We start from the raw sequence: 22,547 nt of genomic DNA on the forward strand, positions 1-22,547 counted from the left end.
GCATGCGCTTCTCCTCGCCGGTGATGATCGGACGTGACCCCGAGCTCAGCGCCGTCGACGCTCGACTGACGGCCACTCGGGGCTCGTCCGGTGGCACGATCTTCGTGATCGGCGAGGCGGGGATCGGCAAGACCCGGCTGGCGGAGCACTGCGCGCACGCGGCGGCGGAGGCCGGCATGGAGCTGCTACGGGGCCGTAGCAGCTCCACCGGCCCCATCGTTCCGTTCCGCCCGCTGACCGAGGCGATCTTCTCGCTGTCGCGTACGGGCCGGCTGCCCGACAACACGGAGCTGGCGCCCTACCGGCCGGCCCTGGCCCGGCTCGTCCCGGAGTGGCGGGATCCCACGGTGCCGGAACGGGTGGCCTCGATCGTCGAACTGGCCGAGGCCGTACTGCGGCTCGTCGCCGCCGTGGCTGGCCGCCGGGGCTGCGTGCTCATCCTCGAGGACATCCACGACGCCGACGCCGAGACCCACGCCGTCGTGGAGTACCTGGTCGACAACCTCGCCGACCTGCCCATCCTGATGGTGGCCACCATGCGGCCGGGCAGCGGCCCCGCGACCGAGCTGGCCTGGGCCGCGGCGGTGCGCCGGTCCGCGACCGTCGTCGAACTGCGCCCCCTGTCCGGGCCGGAGGTACGCGAACTCGCCTGCGCCTGTCTCGGCACCGATGCCCTGCCCGCCGAACTCACCGACCGGCTGGTGCACGACAGCGAAGGCAACCCGTTCGTCGCCGAGGAACTGCTCAACAGCATGATCGGCGCGCGCGCACTGGTCCGCGACGACGACGGCTGGCGGTTCACCGACGACTCGGCCATCGCGTTGCCGAACACCGTCACGCTCAGCGTGACACGCCGGTTGGCCAGCCTCGACCCGCAGGCGCGGACGCTGCTGCACACCGCCGCGGTGCTGGGCCGTCGTTTCCCCGTGGCCGCGGTCCGGGCGGCGACCGGCCTCGAGGAACGGGCCATGCTGGGCCACCTGCGGTCCGGGGTGGACGTCGAGGTGATCATGCCCGACCGGTCCACACCCGACTGGTACTCCTTCCGCCACGCGCTGACCGCCGACGCGATCCTGGCCACGCTCACCCCGGCCGAACGGTCCGCGCTCGCGAAACGCGCCGCCGACGCGTTGGAGTCGGCGTACGCCGGGCTGCCCGGACACTGGTGCCAGCTCGCGGCCGAGCTCAGGCAGACCGCCGGCGACCACCACGCCGCGGGTCTGTTGTTCGCGGAGGCGGGTCGACGGGCACTGGGCGACGGCGCCACCACGTCGGCCGTCACCCTGCTCGACCGCGCGTACGAGCTGATGTCCGATCCGCCCGACCCCGACGCCCGCGCCCGCATTCTCGAGTCGTTGCTCAACGCCCTGGCCGAGGCCGGTCACGCGAACCGGGCGTTCGCCCTGGTCAACGACGCGACCTGGGTGAACGCCGTGACCCTGGGCGTCGAGCAGCACGTCAGCATCCGGACCCGCCTCGCCTGGGTGGCGGTCATGACCGGCCGGTGGTCCGACGGCGCGTCCCAGGTACGCATCGCCCGGGCGGTCCTCGGCAGCGATCCGCCGCCGGGGCCGGCCGCCCAGGTGGACGTGGTCGAGGCACACCTGATCTTCGGCGACGGCGACGGCGGCGGCCGGACCAGGCAGGCCGAGCAGCTCGTGCTCCAGGCCCTGGCGGTGGCCGAACAGGTGCCGATGGCGGAGACGGCGTGTCAGGCACTGCAACTCCTGGCCGTGATCGCCCGGGGCCGCAGCTTCGACGAGGCGGAGTCCTACCTGACCAGGATGCTGACGACGGCGGAGGAGCACCGGCTGCCCCTGTGGCGCATCAACGCGCTGTTCCGGCTCGGGGTCAACCAGAGCATGCGTACCGGTGAGCAGACGCTGCTGCGCCAGGCGGAGCAGGCCGCGCAGCTGTCCGGCGCCATCATGCTCCGGCACAGCATCGAGGGCGTGTACGCGATCCGTGCCGTGATGCAGGGCGACTACCCGACAGGCGACGAACTCGCCGCCCGGTGCGCCTCGGCCACCGCCCGGCTGCGCAACATCGACGACCAGCAGTTCGCACTGGTCACGGCCGCCGCCTCCGCCGCCCACCGCGGCCAGCGGCGACTGATGGAGCGCCGCCTCGAGGAGTTCCGGGCGGCCGGTGGGGGAGAGTCCGGGCACGTCCCCCTCGCCTACGGCTTTTGCGAGGCCGTCTGCGCGCTGCTGGAGGAGGACCGGCCGGCGGCGATCCGGGCCCTCGACCTGGCCCGGGCGTGGGAGGACGACCATCCGAACACGTACTACATGACGGGCCGTTTCGGCCTGCGGCCGCTCCTCGACGCGCTGGCCGGGTCACTGGACCGCACGGGCATGGACGCGGTGGCGCTGGCCCCGGGCGCCGCCCTGCGCTGGAACCGGCAGTTCCTGCACCTGGCGAAGGCGGTGGTGCTCGGGCGCGCGGGGCAGAGCGAGCGGGCCGCCACGGAGGTCGCACTGGCCCTCGACGCCGCCGCGCCGTACCGCATGGCCTACCACCTGGGACTGCGCCTCGTCGCCGAGGCCGCGCTCGCCGACGGGTGGGGCGAGCCGGTCGCCTGGCTGCGGGCGGCGGAGGACTACTTCCACAACGTCGACGCGCCGGTCGTCGCCGGGGCGTGCCGGGGTCTGCTCCGCCAGGCCGGTGCCTCGCTCGGGCAACGGCGCTCGGGCCATGACCGCATCCCGGCCCCGTTGCGGGCCGTCGGGGTGACCGTACGCGAGCACGAGGTGCTCGTGCTGCTCGCGAAGGGCCACGACAACCAGGACCTCGCCACGCTCCTGCATCTCTCGCCGCGTACGGTCGAGAAGCACGTCGCCAGCCTGCTGCTGAAGACCGGGCACGCGAACCGCAGGGCCCTGCGCGACAGCGTGGACGACCTGCTGCGGGCTCCGCCGCGCCCGTAGCCGGGCGACGTCGGCCGGCACCGGTCGCCGAGGCCCTGCGACCGGGCGGTGGCCCGCCCGACCCGGCGGTCCCCGCCCCCGTGGGGACCGCCGGGCCCTGCCGGGTGCCGGTGGTGCGTGCGACACCCGGCAGGGGTCGCGGGGTCAGGCTCCCTTCACCCAGTCGAGAGTGAACCGGGCGAAGTGGATGCCGCCGGTGTCGCCGACCTCGTACAGGTCGCCGACCGTTCCGTCGGCAAGCACGGCCATCGTGGAGTAACCCGCGCCGCCCGGCTTGAGCAGCGCCCGGGCCGGCCAGCTGGCGCCGTCGTCCGTGGAGAGTCGTACGGTGAGGTCGTTGCGCGCGCTCGGGTGCGCGTTGTTGCTGAACAGCGCCGTACGGGTGCGCACCGGTGCCCCGTTCGCCCCCACGTCCGACGGGCGCAGGTAGGACAGCTCGTCGGCGTTGCACAGCGGATCGGTCAGCACGGCACTGGCCGTGGCCGGGCCGAAGGTCGCGCCGCCGTCGGTGGAGGTGGCGTAGAACCGGCTGCGGGTCGAGTTGTGGCGCATGTTCTGCACGACGGCCCCGGTACCGCGCTCGATCGCCTTGCTCTCGTTGATGTTCCCGCCGGCGGATCCGCCCCGTCGCCACGTCACGCCGTGGTCGTCGCTGTAGATGTTGCCGGCGTGACTGGTGCCCGCCGCGTCCCGGTAGGCGATCGGCTGGACCAGGCGGCCGGTGCTGGTCTGGATGCCGTGGCCGGAGGAGAAGAACACCTGCCGCCAGGCCGGGTCCTTGATCGCCGGGTTCAGCTCCACCGGAGCGCTCCAGGTGGCGCCGTCGTCCCGGCTCGTGATGTAGCGCAGGTGCATGCTGTTCGGGTCGTCCGCGGTGTTGAGGCCGGAGCTGCCCGACCAGAAGCTGACGCCCGGCCGGGGGGAGTAGGTGAAGAAGCAGTAGACGGTGCCGGTGGCGCGGTCGACCAGCAGGCTGGGATCACCCGCCCCCTCGCTGGTGGTGGCGGGGGCGTGGATGACGCGTGGCTGTTCGAAGGTGCGGCCGCCGTCGGTGCTGCGGATCATGGCGATCTGGATGTTGTTGGTGCCGCCGCCGAGGTCGTACGAACCGTTGATCCGCGCGTCGGCGACGGCGATGACGGTGCCGTTGTTGGTGACGGCCAGGCCCGGGATCCGGACCGAGGCCGCGGTGCCGTCGTAGCGACCGCCCGCGCCGTTGAGGTTGCGGATGACCGATCGCGTGGTGAGCAGCGTCGTCGTGTTCATCTGCGGGGTGCCGGCGGCCATGCCGCAGGCGGCGGTGCCCCGCAGCGTCGTGTCGAAGCCGGCAGCGGTGACCCGCAGGGTGTACGGGGTTCCGGCGGGGACCGTCCAGTAGTGCAGGTGGTTGCCGCCGGCGGCCACCGTCGTGGTCCACGGCGAGCCGGCGCGTCCGGGCCACGTGGCGACGAAGGTGCGGGCGGTCGTGGTGCGGTTCTCCAGCGCGAGCTGCAGCCGGCTCGCCGTGCAGTCGAAGCTGGCCAGCGCGGACATGCCGGTGCCGCAGTGGAAGATGCCGGCGGAGGTGTCGTCCAGCCCGGTCGGGGTGGTCGTGCGCAGCGTGTAGGCGGTGCCGGCCGCCAGGGTCCAGTACAGCTGGGTGCTGCTGCCGGCGGCGACCGTCCGGGTCCAGGGGGAGTTGAGCCGCCCCGGCCAGGTGACGGTGAAGGTCTGTGCGGTGGTGCTGCGGTTGTCGAGCAGCAGGTTGAGTCGGCTGGTCGTGCAGTCGGCGCTGGCCGTCGCGGTCACGCCGGCGGGTGCGGCGTGCGCCGGCGTGGCGGGCAGTACGGCCGCCAGGCCGAGGACGGCGGCCACGGCCGCCACCAGTCGGCGCGGTGTTGCTCGGACTCGGGACACAGGGATTCCTTCCGGGTCGGGGGTGGGGCGGAAGTCGAATCAGCCATAAGACGTCGGATGTCCGACGTCCGTGACGCTAAGGGGCGCCGACGGGGATCGTCAAGGGATCGACGGAAGACAACCGTCCATCCGGGACGGACCGGGGCGCTACCGCGAGTATTCGGCGTGCAGCTGCGCGGACGGTCGACGTCGGTCCGAGTGGCGCCAGGTCCGTCCCATGCCGATCTCGGCGCAGCAGTGCGACTCCGGGACGCGGGCCCGATGGGCCGGACACTCCTCGGCCAGGATGCGGATCTGGTCGGCCTCCAGCTCGAACGCCCTGCGGCTGCCGGTGAGGACCAGCGTGTCGGCGGCGACGTCCCACCGGAGATGATCGCGAAACTCCCGATGCCGGGTGCGTTCGTGCTCGGCGGTCGAGGGCGCCGGCCACGCGTCGCCCGGTAGGACGACGCGGTGCGGCCTGCCGGCCCCCAGCCGGGAACGGACCTGCTTCCACCGGGACGGCGGGAACGCGAGGCGGTGGTGCAGCAGCACCAGGTCGAGTGGGCGTCCCCAGGCGTGGTGGGTGGGCAACTTCGCGCGGCGCAGTGGGAGGTGGACGATCGTGTGCGGCGACCGGGCGGCCAGGCCCCACGCCTGGGCGAGCATCACCGCTGTCTCCTGGTCGAGGCAGAACTGGGCGCCGAGCCGGCCCTCGTAGAGGCTGGCGAACGCCGGCGCCTGCGCCGGCCGCACGACTCGGTACCGGTGAGGGCCGAGCCGGACCGTGCTGACCACGACCGGCCAGCTGCTTCCGCCCAGCCGTCGACCCACGCGGCAGCACCTCCGAGCACCCGTCGCCTCGCCGTCCGGCGAGCATTGTCGCCGGATCCGACGCGAGACGGCGAGCGGGTTTCCCGGCGGCGGGGTCCGGCGGTCGGGCCCGCGCCTCAGGGCTGTACGGCGCGCGCGATGCTCGCCCTGATGGGCGCGTAGTGCTCGGCGATGGCGGAACGCAGGCGCTGCGCGTCGCCGGCCGCGACCGCGTCCACGATCGCGCGGTGCCGCTGGGCGGTGATCACGCGGTCTTCCGGCTCGATGCACAGGGTGGGTGCCACGATGGCCTGTACCTGCCAGAACGCCTCGGTGAGTTGGAGCAGCAGGTCGTTGCCCAGGGGCTCCATCAACTTGAGGTGGAATGCCCGGTCGACCTCGAGGAAGTCCTTCCCCTGGGCGGCGAGCCCCTCCATCTCGTCGGCGAGCGCGGCGAGCGACGCGCGGTGCTCGTCGTCGAGGACGCCGATGGTCTCGGCCGCCAGCCCCTGCTCGAGGGTCTGCCGGACGTCCACGACCTGCCCGAGCACGTGGTGGTCCTCCTCGCCGCTGAGCAGGCCGCGAAACGCCAGACTCTCCACCAGGGCGTTGAGGGACATGCGGCCGACGAAGGTGCCGTGACCGTGCCGCACCTCGACGATGTCGAGGGCGGAGAGGATCTTGACCGCCTCCCGGACGCTCGAGCGGCTGGCGCCGACCGCCTCGCACAGCTCCACCTCGGTGGGCAGGAGATTGCCCGGCTTGAGGCGGTTGCGCAGGATGTACTCCTTGATCCTGGTCGCCACCTCCTGCCGGCGGGGACCCGGGCGCTCCGCGCCGCGTAGCGGACTCGCGTCGATGGTCGTCATCTGCCCCTTGCCCTTCGTTCACGGATCTGAGACGCTCACCCTATCGGCATCAGACGTCAGACGTCAGACCCATACCTTGGATTCCCCCGGCGCGAGCAATCCTGCGAGCGCATAGAGCCTATGGAGGCATCTCCGTGAGCACCACTGGTAAGCCGTCCCGGAGTCGGCGCGTTCCTCCGCGCCGGGCTCGCTCTCTGGCCGTCGTCTCCGCCGCCGTGAGCCTGACGCTCGGGCTGGCGGCCTGTAGCGGCGGCCCCGCCTCGACCAACGCCGTCGGCGACGGCAAGGGAGGGGCGTCGATCGAGACCACGTTGGCGTTCACCCTCTCCAGCGGGTTCGATCCCGCGAACGCCTCCTCGGCGGTCGCGACGGCGGTCAACCAGCACATCTTCGAGGGCCTTGTGGATCTTGACCCGGTCACCCGGGAACCCTACCGGGCGTTGGCCAAGGACGATCCGGCGGCCAGCGCCGACGGGCTCACGTACACCGTGGCGCTGCGGGACGGCGCGAAGTTCTCCGACGGCACCCCCGTCACGGCCGAGGACGTCGCCTGGTCCTTCACCCGGGTGCTCAAGCCGGCGGACCCCAAGTCGCCACCGCTGATGCAGGGGTTCGTGTCGTTCATCGACTCGGTCAGCGCCAAGGACGCGACGACCGCCGAGTTCAAGCTCAAGTACCCGTTCGCCCTGTTCGCCGAGCGGATCTCCGTCATCAAGATCGTCCCCAAGGCGAAGACCGCGGACGCGGCCGCCTCGAAGGCCTTCGACACGGCACCGATCGGCTCCGGCCCCTTCAAGATGGACAGCGCGTCCAAGGAGTCGGGCATCAAGCTGAGCAGGAACCCGACCTACGACGGACCACGTCCCGCCAAGGTCGAGACGATGACGTGGAACACCACCACCGAGGCCTCGGCCCGCGTGGCCGACCTGCAGGGCGGCCGGGTCCAGGCCATCGAGTCGGTGCCGTACCTGAACGTCGACTCGCTCAAGGGCAAGTACACCGTCGAGGCGAAGCAGGCCTTCAACCAGGTCTTCCTCATGTTCAACTCGGCGGCGGCGCCGTTCAGTGACAAGCGGGTGCGGCAGGCCCTGCACTACGCGATCGACACGGACGCGGTCATCAAGACCGCGCTCAACGGCTACGGCACCGCGGCGAGCAGCTACCTGGACGAGGGCAACAAGGACTACCAGAAGGCCGCCACGGTCTACGACCACAACATCGAGAAGGCCAAGGCCCTGCTCGCCGAGGCCGGCGTCACGAACCTCTCCTTCCAGCTCGACACCACGGACAACTCCGTCGTCAAGGACGTCGCCCCGCTGGTCATCGAGCAGTGGAAGAAGATCGGCGTCAACGCCAGCCTCAACACGGTGCCCTCCTCGGCCATCTACGGCGACATCGTGCCGAAGGACACCTTCCGGGTGCTGATGGCCTCCGGGGACCCCAGCGTCTTCGGCGTCGACACCGACCTGCTGATGCGGTGGTTCTACTACGGCGAGACCTGGCCGGGACAGCGCTACCGCTGGAGCGACGCGAACCGCAAGGCCATGGCCGACCTGCTCGACAAGGCGGCCCAGACCTCCGACGAGGCGGCCCGCAAGGCCGTCTGGAAGCAGGCGCTCGACATGGTGGCCGAGGAGGCCGCGCTGTACCCCATCCTGCACACCAAGGTCGTCACCGCGTACGACCCCGCCAAGCTCTCCGGCTTCGCGGGTGCCGCGACCACCGGCCTGTACTTCCTGGGCGCCAGCCGGACCGGCTGAGCCCGCCCCGGAGGGGGCCGGCCCCCGGCCCCTCCGAAGTCCCGCCCGGCCCGTACACCCCCGGACCGGGCGGGACGTCTCGGCGGCCCTCGACGAGAGAAAGACACCATGCTGAGCGTTCTGAGCCTGGTCGCGCGACGACTCCTGACCCTGATCCCCCTGGTCCTGGGCATCACGCTGTTCGTCTTCGTGATCATGCAGTTCTCCCCGATCGATCCCGCGCTGTCCGTTCTCGGTGACCAGGCGACCCCGGCGCAGGTCGCGGCGTTCAAGGCCGCCAACGGCCTCGACGACCCGCTGCCACTGCGCTACCTGCACTTCCTGGGCGACCTGGTCCGGGGCGATCTGGGCATGACCTTCCCGCCGTCGGTTCCGGTCGCTGACAAGATCGCCACCGCGCTGCCGCTGACGATCCAACTGACGGCCCTGGGCGTCGTCGGCGCCCTGGTCATCGCGCTGGCCCTCGGCATCCCCGCGGCGCTGTACCGGGACCGCTGGCCCGACCAGGTCATCCGGTTCGTCTCCATGGCCGGCATCGCCATGCCGTCGTTCTGGCTGGCTCTCCTGCTCATCCAGGAGTTCTCGGTGCGGCGCCCGGTCTTCCCGACGGGCGGGTACGTCAACCCCACCGACTCGGTCACCCTCTGGCTGCAGTCCCTCGCCATGCCCGCGCTGGCGCTCGCCGTGCCGGTCGGCTGCGCGCTCGCCAGGATCGTGCGTACGTCGATGGTCGAGGAACTCGACAAGGACTACGTCCGTACGGCCATCGGCGCCGGGCTGCCGCCCCGCGTGGTGATCGGCCGCAACGTGCTGCGCAACGCGCTCGTCAACCCGCTCACCGTGCTTGGCCTGCGGATCGGCTACCTCATCGGCGGCACGGTCGTCATCGAGGCCATCTTCTCGCTGCCCGGCATGGGCACCCAGATCATGAGCGCGGTGCAGCAGAACGACACGGCCCTCGCGCAGGGGACCGTCCTGACGATCGCCGTCGGTTTCGTCGTCGTGAACCTGGTCGTCGACATCCTCTACCTCTTCGCCAACCCTCGACTGCGCGGAGCCCACTGATGCGTCGCACCCTCACGGCCCGGCTGTCACGCCCCGGCATCGCCTTCAGGAGACTCAGCGTCACCTCCCGGATCGCGCTCGGTTTCGTCCTGCTCATCGTCCTGGTGGGCGTCTTCGCGCCCCTGCTGATCCGGTACGACCCCGCCCAGACCGGGCTCGGCCCGGCGCTGACCGGTCCGAACGGCGACCACTGGTTCGGTCTGGACAAGCTCGGGCGTGACGTCTTCTCCCGGCTGGTGGCCGGCACCCGGCGGTCCCTGATCGTGGGCTTCGGCGGCGCCGGGATCGCGCTGCTGGTCGGCGCGATCCTCGGCGCGCTCGCGGGAACCAGCCGGCCCGCGGTCGACGAGGCGCTGATGCGCTGCCTCGACGTCGTCATGGCCTTCCCCGCCATCGTGCTCTCCGCGCTGCTGATCATCTCCTTCGGCAAGAACAGCCTGCTGGTCCTCGTGATCGCGATCGGCTTCGTCTTCACCCCGTCCGTCGCGCGGATCGTGCGCGCCAACGTGCTCTCGCAGTACCGGGAGGACTACGTTGCGGCCGAGCGGATCATCGGCGCGCGGCGGCTGCACATCCTCTGGCGGCACGTCCTGCGCAACTGCGCCGCGCCCATCCTCGTCTTCGTCACCGTCATGGTCGCCGACGCCATCGTCTTCGAGGCCTCCCTCTCCTTCATCGGCGGCGGGCTGGCACCCCAGGAGGCGGAGTCCTCGTGGGGCTCCGTCATCGCCTTCGGCAAGGAGATGGTGCAGATCGGTGGCTGGTGGGCCACCTTCTTCCCCGGCCTGCTGATCCTGCTCACCGTGCTCGCCCTGAACGTGCTCTCCGAGGGGATGTCCGACGCCTGGGCCGCCCCGGCGGCCCGGCGCGCCACCGTCTCGCCGGCCGCCGATCCGCTGGTGCGGGCAGAGACCGGCCCGGGTGAGGTCGTCGAGCTGCCCGGCCTGCCGGAGGCGGCGCGGCGGCTGCGCGAGCGGGCCCGTCCGCTCCCGCAGGGCGAACCCGTCATCGAGGTCAGGAACCTGTCGATCGGCTTCGAGGGACGCCACCGGGGCGTCGACATCGTCGACGACCTGACCTTCGACGTCCGACCCGGCGAGGTCGTCGGCCTGGTGGGGGAGTCGGGCTCGGGCAAGTCGCTGACATCCCTCGCGGTCATGGGGCTGCTGCCCAAGGGCGCCAGGGTGCGGGGGGAGATCCGCTTCGAGGGTACGGACCTGCTGACCGTGAGCACGAAACGACGGCGGGCCCTGATGGGGCGCGAGATCGCGATGGTCTACCAGGACGCCCTCTCGGCCCTGAACCCATCGCTGCGCATCGGCCCCCAACTGGCGCAGATGATCCGCCGTGGCGGCACCCGGTCGGCCGAGGAGCTGATGGGGCTGGTGGGCCTGGACGCCGCTCGCACCCTGGCCGCGTACCCGCACGAGCTCTCCGGCGGGCAGCGGCAACGGGTGGTGATCGCGATGGCCCTCTCCCGGGACCCGCGCCTGATCATCGCCGACGAGCCGACCACCGCGCTCGACGTCACGGTCCAGGCGCAGGTGATGGAACTGCTGCTGCGGCTGCGGGACCGGCTGGGCTTCGCGCTGATCCTGGTCAGCCACGATCTCGCGCTGGTCAGCGACGTCGCCGACCGCGTCGTCGTCATGTACGGCGGGCAGATCGTCGAGAGCGGGGTCACCGCCGACGTGGTCGGGGCCCCGGCGCACCACTACGCCCGTGGGCTGCTCGGCTCCGTGCTCTCGCTGGAGGCCGGCGCGCAGCGGCTCACCCAGATCCGCGGTGTGGTGCCGTCCCCGGCCGACTTCCCGCCGGGATGCCGGTTCGCGGACCGCTGCCCCATGGCCACGCAGGTCTGCCGTGACACGGCGCCCCGCCTGGAGGGCACCGCCGCCCACGGGTACGCCTGCCACCACCCGGCCGTCACCGTCAGCGAAGAGGAGCTGGCCCGATGAGCGCGACAGTCCCCGGTCAGCCGATCGTCGAGCTGCGCGACGTGCACGTGGTGCACCGCACCCGCGGCGGCGGCATGTTCAACCGCGAGCGGGTGTACGCCCTCACCGGCGCGCACCTGACCGTACGCGCCGGGGAGACCATCGGCGTCGTCGGTGAGTCGGGCTGCGGCAAGTCCACGATGGCCAAGGTGCTGGTGGGTCTCCAGCGACCGACGAGCGGCACGGTCAGCTTCGCCGGCACCGACGTGTGGTCGATGAGCGCGGCGCAACGACGCGAACGCATCGGTTCCGGCGTCGGCATGGTCTTCCAGGACCCGGCCACGTCGCTGAACCGTCGGATGCCGGTACGCGACATCCTGCGGGACCCGCTCGACGTGCACCGCCGCGGCACCCGCACGCAGCGGGAGGAGCGGGTCGACGAGCTGATGGCCCTGGTGGGGCTGCCCCGCTCGGTCGCCGACGTCCTGCCGAGCCAGCTCTCCGGAGGGCAACGCCAGCGGGTGTCCATCGCGCGCGCCCTGGCGCTGGAGCCGGGCCTGGTCATCGCCGACGAGCCCACCAGCGCCCTCGACGTCTCGGTGCGGGCGCAGATCCTCAACCTGCTCCTGGACCTCAAGGACCGCCTCGGGCTGGCCATGGTCTTCGTCTCGCACGACATCCAGACCGTCAAGCGGATCAGCGACCGCGTGGTCACCATGTACCTCGGCCGGATCGTGGAGCAGGCGCCCGCGGCCCTGCTGCCCGAGGGCGCCCGACACCCGTACACGCGCGCGCTCTTCTCCGCCACGCCGGGTCTGCTCTCGCCCATCGACCCCATCCCGCTCGTCGGCCCCGTCCCACTCGCCACCCGACCGCCCAGCGGATGCCCGTTCCGCACCCGCTGCTGGAAGGCCACGGACGTGTGCGCCACCGAGCTGCCGCCGCCCGAGCGGGACGCCGACAGCGCCGGGGACCACGAGTTCCGGTGCCACCACCCCGTACCCGCTGGATCCAGCAACGCCGAGCTGGTGGAACTCGCCAGAGCCGCCACCGGCCGCACCACCCCCCTACACGTCGAGGAGACAGCGTGACCACGCCAGCCCCGCGGATCGCCGGCGTCGTGCCGCCGGTCGTCACCCCCCTGACCGAGGAGGGCACGGTCGACGTCCTCTCCCTGGAGCGACTCGTCGAGCGGCTGCTCACCGCCGGAGTCGACGGCATCTTCGCGCTCGGCAGCTCCGGCGAGACCGTCTTCCTCACCGACAGCCAGCGCGACCAGGTCCTCGAGACCGTCGTGAAGACCGTCGGCGGCAGCGTGCCCGTCATCGCCGGCTGCATCGAACCGACCACGCGCCGGGTCCTCGACCGCGCCGAGGCGTCGACGCGCCTGGGCGCGGACGGCCTGGTGGCGACGGCTCCCTTCTACGCCATCGTCGGTCCCCACGAGATCGAGCGGCACTTCCGCGCGATCGCCTCGTCGGTCGAGCTTCCCCTGTTCGCGTACGACATTCCCGTCTGCGTGCACACCAAGCTCGCCACCCAGCTGTTGACCCGGCTGGCGGCGGACGGGGTCATCGCCGGCGTCAAGGACTCCAGCGGCGACGACGTCGCCTTCCGCCAGCTGGTGCTGGCGATCGCCGAGCGGGCGCCGGACAGCGGTTTCAGCCTGCTGACCGGGCACGAGGTGGTCGTCGACGCGATGATGCTCGCCGGTGCCTCCGGCTCCGTGCCCGGGCTGGGCAACGTGGACCCGGCCGGTTACGTGCGACTGCACCGGGCCTGCGTCAGCGGCGACTGGGAGGCCGCCCGGCACGAGCAGGACCGGCTGACCCGCCTGTTCCGGATCGTCGACGCGGCCGACCCGGCGACCTCGGCCGGGGCGACCCGGGGCGTGGGCGCGTTCAAGACCGCCCTGGCCCTGCTCGGTGTGATCGACAGCAACGCCGTGTCCCTTCCCCTGCGGCCACTCGACGCCGACGAGACGACCCGGGTGCGTACGCAGCTGGAACTGGCGGGGCTGCTCTGAACATGTCCGAGGCACACACGCCCCGAACCGTCGCCGACGAGGCGGTCGCCGCGCTCGACATCGGCGGCACCAAGACGGCGGCCGCCATCGTCACGGGGCAGGGTGAGGTCGTCGACCGCGTCACCGCCGCCACCCCCGGCAGAGCCGGCGCGACCGCCATCCTCGACACCGCCGCCGACCTCGTCCGCCACCTGCGGACGCGGGCACCGGGGACCGGCATCCGTGCCCTCGGCGTCGGCAGCGCCGGCGTGGTCGACAGCGCGACGGGCCGGGTGCTCTCGGCCACCGACGTCCTGACCGGCTGGGCCGGCACCGACCTGGCCGGGCGGCTGCGGGAACTGCTGGCCCTGCCCGTCGCCGTCATCAACGACGTGCACGCGCACGCCCTCGGCGAGGCGCGCCACGGCGTCGCGGCCGGACGCGAGACGGTGCTCCTCGTCGCCGTCGGCACCGGCATCGGCGCCTCGTTCGTCGCCGGCGGCAGCGTGCTCGCCGGCGCCCACAGCGCGGCCGGCCACGCCGGTCACCAGCCCTCCCCGTACGCCGGGTCGCTGCCCTGCACCTGCGGGGGACGGGGACACCTCGAAGCGCTCGCCTCCGGGCCCGGCCTCGCCGCCGAGTACGCGCGGCGTACCGGCCGGCCGGTCGACGACCTGCGGGCCGTGGCCGCGCGTGCCGAGGACGGCGACGAGACGGCCGCGGCGGTCGTCCGGCTGGGCGGGACGGCCGTCGGCGCGGCGGTCGGCGGGCTGGTCAACATGCTCGACCCCGACGTCGTCGTGGTCGGCGGCGGCGTCACCGGCCTCGGCGAGCCCTGGTGGCGGGCGCTGCGTGACGCCGTGCGGCGGGAGACGTTGCCCAGCCTGGCCGGCGTGCCCGTCCTGGCCTCGGCACTCGGTTCGGACGCCCCTCTGCTCGGCGCCGCCTCGCTCGCCTGGGAGGCGGCGCGGGGCGACCATGGGCAGGGCCGGCTCCACCACGACATCCGGACAGCGTCGTGAACCCGCTGATCGCGCAGCTCCGCCACCGCCTGGTGGTCTCCTGCCAGGCGTACCCCGGTGAGCCGATGCGGGACACCGACACGATGCGCCGGGTCGCCCTCGCCGCCGCCGAGGGCGGGGCGGCCGGCATCCGCGCCCAGGGGCTGGCCGACATCGCGGCCATCCGGGACGCGGTCGACCTGCCGCTGATCGGGCTCTGGAAGGACGGCGACGACGACGTCTTCATCACCCCCACGCTCGAGCACGCGCTGGCCGTCGCCCGGGCCGGCGCGCACGTCGTCGCGCTCGACGGCACGTGCCGACCACGGCCCGACGGCCGGACCGTCGCCGAGACCGTCGCCGCCGTCCACGAGCGGACCGGCGCCCTGGTGATGGCCGACTGCTCCACCCTTGAGGAGGGGATCGCCGCCGCGGCGGCGGGAGCCGACCTGGTCGGCACGACCCTGGCCGGCTACACGTCGTACACCAGCAAGGGGCCGGGCCCGGACCTGGACCTGGTGGCGCAGCTCGCCGGCGCGATCGACGTGCCGGTGGTCGCGGAGGGCCGGATCCACACCCCGGCGCAGGCGGCGCAGGCGCTGCGGGCCGGCGCGTGGACGGTGGTGGTGGGCACCGCCATCACCCACCCCACCACCATCACCGGCTGGTTCGCCTCCGCCGTGGCACACGCCGGCTGACGGGCGGGGCGCGTCCGGCGGTCCTGTCCCCGGCAGGCGTCGCCGGCGCGGCACACAGGTCAACGACGAATCGACGATCCTGCTGGCACGGAGGTCATGACTGTGGCTCTGAGCGATCTCACCCTCGCCGACTGCTGGGCGTACCGGCCCGACCTGGCCGTCCCGGCGGACCTGGGGGCCTTCTGGGAACGGACGCTCAGCGCGGACGCACCGGGCCCGGCGACGTACGAGCCCGTCGACACCGGGCTCACCCAGGTCCGTACCTTCTCGGTCGTCGTGCCCGGGTACGACGGCGACCCCGTGTACGGCTGGCTGCACCTTCCCGCGCAGGCCAGCGGGCCGCTGCCGTGCGTGGTCGAGTACCTCGGCTACGGCCGTGGCCGTGGCCTGCCCCACGAGAAGCTGTTCTGGGCCGCCGCCGGCTTCGCCCACCTGATCATGGACACCCGTGGCCAGGGCTGGAGCGCCTCGTCCGGCAGTACGGCCGACCCGCACGGCTACCCGGCGGGCACCGTTCCCGGCTTCCTCACCCGCGGCGTCACCGACCCGGACGACTTCTACTACCGCAGGCTCGTCACCGACGCCGTGCGGTTCGCCCGCGCCGCACAGCGGCATCCCGCCGTCGACGCCGACCGTGTCGTCGTCACCGGCGTCAGCCAGGGCGGCGGCCTCGCCCTGGCGGTGGCGGCGCTGTTCCCGGGCGTGGCCGCCGTCATGCCCGACGTGCCCTTCCTGTGCGACTTCCGGCGAGGTGTGCAGGTCGCCGCCCGTGGCCCCTACGGCGAGATCGCCGAATACCTCAAGCTGCACCGCGACCGGAGCGGCCAGGTGTTCGGCACGTTGGCGTACTTCGACGCCGCCGTGCTCGCGCCCCGCGCGACCGCGCCCGCGCTGTTCTCCATCGCGATGATGGACCAGGTCTGCCCGCCCTCGACCTGTTTCGCCGCCTACCACCGCCACGGCGGCGAGAAGGAGCTGCGCGTGTACGAGTTCAACGACCACGAGGGTGGCGGGGCGGAGCACCAGCTCGAACAACTCGCCTGGCTGCACAAGGTGCTCGGCCGGGGATGAGCCCGGCCGCCAGGCCCCCGGGATGAAAACCGGCCGCCAGGCCCCGAGCCGTCGCGGCGGGGCCTGGCGGCCGGTTCGTCACGAGTGGGCGACCCGCAGCTGCGACCAGTCGATGACCCGGTCTCCCAGCTCCGCGACGGAGGCGAGGAGGCCGAGTCGGGCGGCCCGCACGTCGGGCTCCTCGGCCATCACGAACACCTCGTCGAAGAAGGTGTTCACCGGTGCGGTGATCCGTACCGTGGTCTGCGTGAACTCGTCGAGGTCGGGGCGGGCGGCGAGGTCGGCGCTGACCTGCTTGAAGGTCTCGTGCAGGCGGATCTCGGCAGGCTCGTGGAGGTGGGCGGGGTCGTAGCCGGCGGGGGTGCCGGCGGGGACGATCCGGCGGCTGCGTTGCAGTGCCTCGGCGAGCGCCCGGAACGACTCGTCGGTCAGAAGCCGATCGATCTGCCCGAGGAGCCGGTCGGCGAACTGCGGACGGTCGGCGTGCAGCAGGACCGCGCGGATCCGGTCGACGGGCTGGTTCTCCTCGCTGAGGAGCTGTTCGAGGCGGCGGGTGAGGAACTCCGCGATGCCGGCCAACACCTTCTCGTCGACGGGCACCGGCTGGTGACGCGCCGCCCGGGCGAGCGCGTCGGTCAGGGAGACGCCGGCGAGGGCGGGCTGCGAGCGGTGGACGGCCAGGAGGCCGAGGACGGCTCGGCGGACGGCGAACGGGTCGCTGCTGCCGGTGGGGAGCCCGACGGTGGCGGCGAGTCCGACGACGAGGTCGAGACGGTCGGCCAGCGAGAGCAGCGCACCCGGCAGGGTGGCGGGGAGCTGGTCCCCGGCGGCCCGGGGGAGTTCCGCGTCGAACAGCGCCTGGGCGACGGGCTGCGGCTCGCCGGCGTGGGTCGCGTACTCGCGGGCCATCACTCCGGCGAGGCTGGTCATCTCGGTGACCATCTGCGAGCCCAGGTCGAACTTGACCAGCTCGGCGGCGCGTTCGAGCGTCCGCTGGTCCTCGGCGGACAGGCTCAGCCCGGCGGCGAGCTCACGGGCCAGGGCGGCGATGCGCTCGGCGCGGTCGGCCATCGACCCGAGCTTGTCGGTGAAGGTCAACCCCGTCAGGCGGGCGCGCAGCTCGGCCAGGGGAGTGTCCCGGTCGGCTCGGTAGAAGAACAGCGCGTCCTCGTAGCGGGCGCGGAGCACCGCCTCGTTGCCGGCGCGTACGAGGTCGACGTCGATGTCGCCGTTGCCCACCGCGACGAAGGAGGGCAGCAGGGCGCCCTGCGCGTCGCGTACCGGGAGGTAACGCTGGTGCTTGCGCATGACGGTGGTGAGCACCGCCTCGGGCAGCCGCAGGTAGCTGTCGTCGAACCGGCCGAGCAGCGGGGTGGGCTGCTCCACCAGGTAGACGACCTGGTCGACGAGCCGCGCCTCGGCGGCGAGGTCGACGCGTCCACCCACGTCGGCGGCGAGCCGTTCGGCGGCGGCCGTGATGGTGGCCAGCCGCTCGTCCGGGTCGACCACGATGCCGGCCTTCCGGACGGTGTCGAGGTATTCCTCGGCGGAGGCGACCGGCAGCACCGGACGGTCGGCGGTGCGGTGGACCCGGGTGAGCCGGTCGGCGGCGAGGATGCCGGCGGTCACCGGCACCACCTCGTCGCCCCAGAGGGCGAGCAGCCAGCGGATCGGCCGGGTGAACGCCAGCTCCGGATCGCGCCACCGCATGTTCTTCGCCGAACGCAGCGAGCCGACCGCCCCCGCCAGCACGGTACGCAGCACCTCCTGGGCGGTGCGGCCCGGCTCGTGGCGGCGTACCACCAGGTGGGGCACGCCGTTGACGTCGGCCTGCGTCAACTCCTCGACCGCGACGCCCTGGGACCGGGCGAAACCCACCGCGGCCGGGGTCGGCTGCCCGTCCGGACGGAACCCGGCGCTGACCTTCGGGCCCTTGACCGTACGCGTGTGGTCCGCCTCCACGGCGGCGACGTTCTCCACGATCGCGACCAGCCGCCGCGGGGTGGCGTGCAGCCGGACCGACCCGTGATCCAGCCGGGTCGCCCCCAGCCGCTCGGTCAACTCGCGGGCCAGCTGCTCCCGCGCGGCGCGCGCCTCCGCCGGGGGCATCTCCTCCACCCCGATCTCGAAGACCACCTGCCGTGGCCCGGACGCGGCGCCGGTGCCGGCCGGCTCGGCGACCCGCGCGGCCACCGCGGCCGGCGTCACACCCAGCGGGTGCTGCAACGACTCCCGCTCGGAGATCCACAGCTTGGCCACGTCGGCGGCGAGACGCCGCATCCGCGCGAACTCCGCCGCGCGTTCCGCGGTCGACACCGCGCCCCGCGCGTCGAGCACGTTGAAGGTGTGCGAGCACTTCAGCACGTAGCTGTAGGCCGGCACCGGCAGACCGATGTCGATCAGCCGCTGGGCCTCGCTCGCGTACCGGTCCAGCAGCGTCCGGTTCGTGGCCACGTCCGCGTCGTCGAGGTAGTAGCGGGACATCTCGTACTCGGCCTGGCCGAACACCTCGCCGTAGCTGATCCCGTCGGCGTAGGTGATCTCCTTGAAGTGCCGGACCCCCTGGAGCGCCATCATGATCCGCTCGATGCCGTACGTGATCTCCACGGACGGCGGATCGAGGCTGATCCCGCCAGCCTGCTGGAAGTAGGTGAACTGGGTGATCTCCAGCCCGTCGAGCCACACCTCCCACCCCAACCCCCAGGCGCCCAGCGCGGGGGAGGCCCAGTTGTCCTCGACGAAGCGCACGTCGTGCGCGGTCACGTCGATCCCCAACGCGGCCAGGCTGCCGAGGTAGAGCTCCTGCGCGTTCTCGGGCTCGGGCTTGATGACCACCTGGAACTGGGTGTGGCACTGGATCCGGTTCGGGTTCTCCCCGTACCGGGCGTCATCCGGACGTACCGACGGCTCGACGTAGGCCACCCGCCACGGCTCGGGACCCAGCACCCGCAGGAACGTCGCCGGGTTGAGCGTGCCGGCACCGACCTCGGTGTTCATCGGCTGGACCGTCAAACAGCCCTGCTCCGTCCAGTACGCGTTCAGGCGTGCCAGAGCGTCCTGCATTGTCAGCACGTCGTGCTCCATCTCGATGACAACCGACCAGGGCACGAGGCCGCCGCTGGTCGCTGTGGAAGTGTCCCGCCAGACTATCGCTCGCGTGCGTGGGCGTATCGCGCGCGTAGTCGGTAACACACCGTTTTGGTCCGTCCCTTGCGCATTGATTGGCAGTTCAACGGTGCCCCTACCAGGGGTGGAGCGACCCTTAGTGGCCGTTGCCGGGCATCCGGCTTGGGTATAGCCTCCTGCGTCAGGAAAGTCTGAAGATCCTCTCGTGAGACCCCTCACGACCGGTGAATCGCGTCCCGGTGCGCTGGTCCGACGCTGGACAGACCGTGCCGTCCGCCAGTCTCGACGAGGGAGAGACGGGGCAACAAATGCCAACCATTCCGGAATTCTCCGATCAGTCATCGCCCCGTGCGGACGCAGGGTCGGCCGCGCACTGGAATCCGCAACGACCCAGCCCCATGCGGTACGCCCGGTACCGGCCGGCGGAGGAGCGGATCGAGATTCCGCTGCGCGGGCGCACCTGGCCGGACCGGCGGCTGGTGCGGGCTCCGCTCTGGGCCTCGGTGGACCTGCGCGACGGCAACCAGGCGCTGGCCGAGCCGATGGACCCCGCGCGCAAGCGGCGCATGTTCGACACGCTGCTCCGGATCGGCTTCAAGGAGATCGAGGTCGGCTACCCGTCGGCCAGCCTGGCCGACTTCGAGTTCGCCCGCCACCTCGCCGACGAGGACGCCATCCCCGACGACGTCACCCCGGTCGTCTTCACTCCGGGCCGCCGTGACCTGGTCGAACGTACCTTCGAGGCCGTCGCGGGCTACCCGCGGGCGGTGATCCACCTCTGCGTGGCGACCGCGCCGGCCTGGCGGGAGGTCGTCCTGGGCGGGACCCGCGCCGAGGTGCTGAAGCTGATCCTCACGGCGGGCGAGGACGTGCTGCGCCTCGCCGAGCGGTATCCCGGGGTGGACCTGCACTTCCAGTTCTCGCCGGAGGTCTTCAACCTCACCGAGCCGGACTACGTGCTGGAGGTCTGCGACACGCTGACCGCGCTCTGGGACGCGTGCCCGCAACGCCCCGTCCGGCTGAACCTGCCGACGACCGTGGAGACGACCACCCCCAACCTGTTCGCCGACCAGATCGAGTACATGTCGCGGCAGTTGGCCCGCCGGGACGGCGTCATCCTCTCCGTGCACCCGCACAACGACCGGGGCACCGGTGTCGCCTCCGCGGAGCTGGCGCTGCTCGCCGGCGCCGAGCGGGTGGAGGGCTGCCTGTTCGGCAACGGGGAGCGGACCGGCAACGTCGACCTGGTCACGCTGGCGCTCAACCTGCACTCGCAGGGCGTCGATCCGATGCTGGACCTGACCGACATCGACGAGGTCCGCCGCACCGTCGAGTACTGCAACCGGATGGTGGTGCCGGAGCGGCACCCCTACGGTGGCGACCTCGTCTACACGGCGTTCTCCGGCACCCACCAGGACGCGATCAGCAAGGGGCTGGCGCACCACCGCAAGCGGGCCGCGCAGCTCGGGGTGCCGGTGGAGGAGGCGCCCTGGGAGGTGCCGTACCTGCCGATCGACCCGTCGGACGTCGGTCGTGACTACGCGGCGGTGGTACGCATCAACAGCCAGTCCGGCAAGGGGGGCATCGCCCACCTGCTGCACCAGACGCAGGGGCTGCAACTGCCCCGGCGGCTCCAGATCGAGTTCTCCCGGTTCGTGCAGAGCGTCAGTGACGCCAGCGGGGCCGAGGTCACGGCGAAGCACCTGTGGGACCTCTTCCGGGGCCGGTACCTGGACCCCGACGGCCCGGTCACGGTCGACGACTGGCGCATCGCCGGCGCGGCGGCGGAGGGCTACCGCTTCGCCGGGACCCTGAAGACCGCCGGCGGCAGCGGCGAACGGGTGGGCGCGGGGCCGACGCCCTCGGCGGCACTCGTCGCCGCGCTGGGCGACGAGGGGATCGACGTCGAACTGCTCGAACAGCAGGAGCAGCCGCTCACCGACGGGCAGGGCGGCGTCGCGGTCTACGTCGAGTGCCGCATCCGGGACCGTACCCTGTGGGGTGTCGGGTTGGCCGACTCCCCGGCGGACGCCCAGGTGCGGGCCGTGCTCTCGGCCTGCAACCGGGCCCTGGCCGACTGACCGGCCGCCGGGACCGGGCCACGACCGGACGGACCGGAGCGCACCCGGAAGGACCCACGCAGGTCCTCCGGCGCGCCCCGGTCCGTCCGTCGCGTCAGCCGCCGTGGCCGGTGACCGGGCAGCCCGGGCCGTTCGCCCCGCCGGCCTCGCGCGGTTCGTGCGGGAAGAAGTTCGGCAGCCGTACGGTCTCCGGATACCGCCGGGAGAACGTCGCCGTGGTGGACGCCCCCGTCGGCGCCACCAGGCTGCGCCAGCAGGCGTCGACGGTGCGGCCGGCGGCCTGTTCCCGCCGTTCGTGCCGGACGAACGCCTCGGCCACGAAGTGATGGTCGACGATCGTGACGCCGTGCAGTTCGAACGAGTGCATGACGGCGGTCAGCAGCTCCAGCATCGCCCGGTCCTGCCACAACGTGCGGCTGGAGCGGCGGTCCAGCCCCATCCGGTCCGCGATGACCGGGAGCATGTCGTACCGGTTGCTGTCGGACAGGTTGCGGGCGCCGATCTCGGTGCTGGTGTACCAGCCGGAGAAGGGCACGGCCGGGTAGGTCAGCCCGCCCATGCGCAGCTTCTGGTCGCTGATCGCCGGGTGGGCGTACCAGCGCAGGCCGAGGTCGGCGAACCAGGGCAGCGTCGGATGGCTCAGCGGCACCTCCAGCACCGCGTCGGCCGGCAACGGATACCAGCGGGGCGGCGCCGTACCGGCACTGATCACCAGCGGCAGGATGTCGAACGGCCCACCGGCACCGCCGGGCCAGCCCAGGGACCGGGCCCACTCGGTGAAGGCGACCGTCTCCGGATCGCCGACGACCGTACCGTCCGGCTGGCGGTAGCCGGCGTAGCGCACGAGCTGCGAGTTCCAGATCCGTGGACCGGGACCGTCGGGTGGCTGCGCGCCGAGCACGGTGATCGTGGCCCGGATCCGGCCGCCGTTGGTGGCCCGGCGCAGGTGCTCCACGCATGCCTCGTAGATGTCGTCCGGTTCGGTCGCCTGCCGGGCATCGCGTACGTCGAGCACCCGCCAGTTGGCCTTGCCGACGCAGTGCACGCTGTTGCGCCACGCGATCTTACAGCCAGTGACGAGTTCGTCCTCAGTGTGCCGGTATCCGGAGGTCCTGGCGAACTCGGTGAGCACCGCTTCCGGCCGGGCGGCGTCCACCGTGCCGGCGGCGGTCTCCGCGCAGTCCCGGAGGAAGTCCCGGATCTCGGCGACCTGGTGGTCGGGTAGGTCCCAACCGACGGGAGGGTCTGTCACTGTCACTGTCCAAGCCTCCCCATGCTTCCCTCGGTACGGCTCCCCACCTCCGCTTTTTAGGGGT

Annotated in this window: 15 protein-coding genes; 10 read left to right on the forward strand and 5 right to left on the reverse strand. The window is 72.4% G+C overall.

Annotation, left to right across the window (positions count from 1 at the left end):
- The first annotated feature begins 2 nt into the window (after positions 1 to 2).
- Positions 3 to 2,930, forward strand: coding sequence for an ATP-binding protein (locus ACGFIR_RS25830; protein WP_393147637.1), 2,928 nt, complete (start codon positions 3 to 5; stop codon positions 2,928 to 2,930).
- Between the two features lie 144 nt (positions 2,931 to 3,074).
- Here ACGFIR_RS25830 and ACGFIR_RS25835 read toward each other — a convergent pair whose 3' ends face one another.
- From ACGFIR_RS25835 to ACGFIR_RS25845, 3 genes are all read right to left on the reverse strand, one after another.
- Complete coding sequence (locus ACGFIR_RS25835; protein WP_393147639.1) at positions 3,075 to 4,826, reverse strand: exo-alpha-sialidase; 1,752 nt, start codon at positions 4,824 to 4,826, stop codon at positions 3,075 to 3,077.
- 147 nt (positions 4,827 to 4,973) lie between these two features.
- Positions 4,974 to 5,639 carry a hypothetical protein gene (locus ACGFIR_RS25840; RefSeq protein WP_393147641.1) on the reverse strand — a complete coding sequence of 222 codons (666 nt, stop codon included), beginning with the start codon at positions 5,637 to 5,639 and terminating at the stop codon, positions 4,974 to 4,976.
- 116 nt (positions 5,640 to 5,755) lie between these two features.
- Positions 5,756 to 6,487: a FadR/GntR family transcriptional regulator gene (locus ACGFIR_RS25845; protein ID WP_393147643.1), complete on the reverse strand. Its 732-nt coding sequence runs from the start codon at positions 6,485 to 6,487 to the stop codon at positions 5,756 to 5,758.
- Between the two features lie 215 nt (positions 6,488 to 6,702).
- Here ACGFIR_RS25845 and ACGFIR_RS25850 point away from each other — a divergent pair, with 215 nt between their 5' ends.
- The 8 genes from ACGFIR_RS25850 (at position 6,703) to ACGFIR_RS25885 (ending at position 16,024) form a co-directional block, all read left to right on the forward strand.
- Positions 6,703 to 8,247: an ABC transporter substrate-binding protein gene (locus ACGFIR_RS25850; RefSeq protein ID WP_393147645.1), complete on the forward strand. Its 1,545-nt coding sequence runs from the start codon at positions 6,703 to 6,705 to the stop codon at positions 8,245 to 8,247.
- Positions 8,248 to 8,355: 108 nt separating this feature from the next.
- Positions 8,356 to 9,312, forward strand: a complete 957-nt coding sequence (locus tag ACGFIR_RS25855; RefSeq protein WP_393147647.1) for an ABC transporter permease — start codon at positions 8,356 to 8,358, stop codon at positions 9,310 to 9,312.
- Complete coding sequence (locus ACGFIR_RS25860) at positions 9,312 to 11,270, forward strand: dipeptide/oligopeptide/nickel ABC transporter permease/ATP-binding protein (RefSeq protein ID WP_393147649.1); 1,959 nt, start codon at positions 9,312 to 9,314, stop codon at positions 11,268 to 11,270. Before ACGFIR_RS25855 ends, ACGFIR_RS25860 begins: the two co-directional genes overlap by 1 nt.
- The gene (locus ACGFIR_RS25865; protein WP_393147651.1) at positions 11,267 to 12,340 is read left to right on the forward strand and encodes an oligopeptide/dipeptide ABC transporter ATP-binding protein; all 1,074 of its coding nucleotides are present in this window, start codon (positions 11,267 to 11,269) and stop codon (positions 12,338 to 12,340) included. Before ACGFIR_RS25860 ends, ACGFIR_RS25865 begins: the two co-directional genes overlap by 4 nt.
- Positions 12,337 to 13,275 carry a dihydrodipicolinate synthase family protein gene (locus tag ACGFIR_RS25870; protein WP_393006767.1) on the forward strand — a complete coding sequence of 313 codons (939 nt, stop codon included), beginning with the start codon at positions 12,337 to 12,339 and terminating at the stop codon, positions 13,273 to 13,275. Before ACGFIR_RS25865 ends, ACGFIR_RS25870 begins: the two co-directional genes overlap by 4 nt.
- 2 nt (positions 13,276 to 13,277) lie before the next feature.
- Positions 13,278 to 14,276, forward strand: a complete 999-nt coding sequence (locus ACGFIR_RS25875; RefSeq protein WP_393147653.1) for an ROK family protein — start codon at positions 13,278 to 13,280, stop codon at positions 14,274 to 14,276.
- The gene (locus ACGFIR_RS25880; protein WP_393006771.1) at positions 14,273 to 14,953 is read left to right on the forward strand and encodes an N-acetylmannosamine-6-phosphate 2-epimerase; all 681 of its coding nucleotides are present in this window, start codon (positions 14,273 to 14,275) and stop codon (positions 14,951 to 14,953) included. The genes ACGFIR_RS25875 and ACGFIR_RS25880 overlap by 4 nt, the downstream gene beginning before the upstream one ends.
- A gap of 102 nt (positions 14,954 to 15,055) precedes the next feature.
- A complete protein-coding gene (locus ACGFIR_RS25885; protein WP_393147739.1) occupies positions 15,056 to 16,024 on the forward strand; it encodes an acetylxylan esterase in 969 nt (322 codons plus the stop codon).
- A 78-nt stretch (positions 16,025 to 16,102) separates the two neighbouring features.
- On the opposite strand, the gene ACGFIR_RS25890 is transcribed toward ACGFIR_RS25885, so the two are convergent.
- The gene (locus tag ACGFIR_RS25890) at positions 16,103 to 19,087 is read right to left on the reverse strand and encodes a glycine--tRNA ligase (RefSeq protein ID WP_393147741.1); all 2,985 of its coding nucleotides are present in this window, start codon (positions 19,085 to 19,087) and stop codon (positions 16,103 to 16,105) included.
- 461 nt (positions 19,088 to 19,548) lie between these two features.
- Between ACGFIR_RS25890 and ACGFIR_RS25895 the strand changes: the two genes are divergently transcribed.
- Complete coding sequence (locus ACGFIR_RS25895) at positions 19,549 to 21,231, forward strand: 2-isopropylmalate synthase (RefSeq protein WP_393006773.1); 1,683 nt, start codon at positions 19,549 to 19,551, stop codon at positions 21,229 to 21,231.
- A gap of 94 nt (positions 21,232 to 21,325) precedes the next feature.
- Here ACGFIR_RS25895 and ACGFIR_RS25900 read toward each other — a convergent pair whose 3' ends face one another.
- Positions 21,326 to 22,489: a nitric oxide synthase oxygenase gene (locus ACGFIR_RS25900; RefSeq protein WP_393147655.1), complete on the reverse strand. Its 1,164-nt coding sequence runs from the start codon at positions 22,487 to 22,489 to the stop codon at positions 21,326 to 21,328.
- Positions 22,490 to 22,547: the final 58 nt, after the last annotated feature.

The organism is Micromonospora sp. NPDC049051 (assembly GCF_043197575.1).
In the GTDB taxonomy this organism is placed as follows: domain Bacteria; phylum Actinomycetota; class Actinomycetes; order Mycobacteriales; family Micromonosporaceae; genus Micromonospora.

What these genes read in the sequence shown, in the direction of transcription:
- ACGFIR_RS25830 (WP_393147637.1), top strand. Translation starts at nt 3, where the DNA reads ATGCGCTTCTCCTCGCCGGTGATGATCGGACGTGACCCCGAGCTCAGC.
- ACGFIR_RS25845 (WP_393147643.1), bottom strand. Translation starts at nt 6,487, where the DNA reads ATGACGACCATCGACGCGAGTCCGCTACGCGGCGCGGAGCGCCCGGGT.
- ACGFIR_RS25855 (WP_393147647.1), top strand. Translation starts at nt 8,356, where the DNA reads ATGCTGAGCGTTCTGAGCCTGGTCGCGCGACGACTCCTGACCCTGATC.
- ACGFIR_RS25860 (WP_393147649.1), top strand. Translation starts at nt 9,312, where the DNA reads ATGCGTCGCACCCTCACGGCCCGGCTGTCACGCCCCGGCATCGCCTTC.
- ACGFIR_RS25865 (WP_393147651.1), top strand. Translation starts at nt 11,267, where the DNA reads ATGAGCGCGACAGTCCCCGGTCAGCCGATCGTCGAGCTGCGCGACGTG.
- ACGFIR_RS25875 (WP_393147653.1), top strand. Translation starts at nt 13,278, where the DNA reads ATGTCCGAGGCACACACGCCCCGAACCGTCGCCGACGAGGCGGTCGCC.
- ACGFIR_RS25890 (WP_393147741.1), bottom strand. Translation starts at nt 19,087, where the DNA reads ATGCAGGACGCTCTGGCACGCCTGAACGCGTACTGGACGGAGCAGGGC.
- ACGFIR_RS25895 (WP_393006773.1), top strand. Translation starts at nt 19,549, where the DNA reads ATGCGGTACGCCCGGTACCGGCCGGCGGAGGAGCGGATCGAGATTCCG.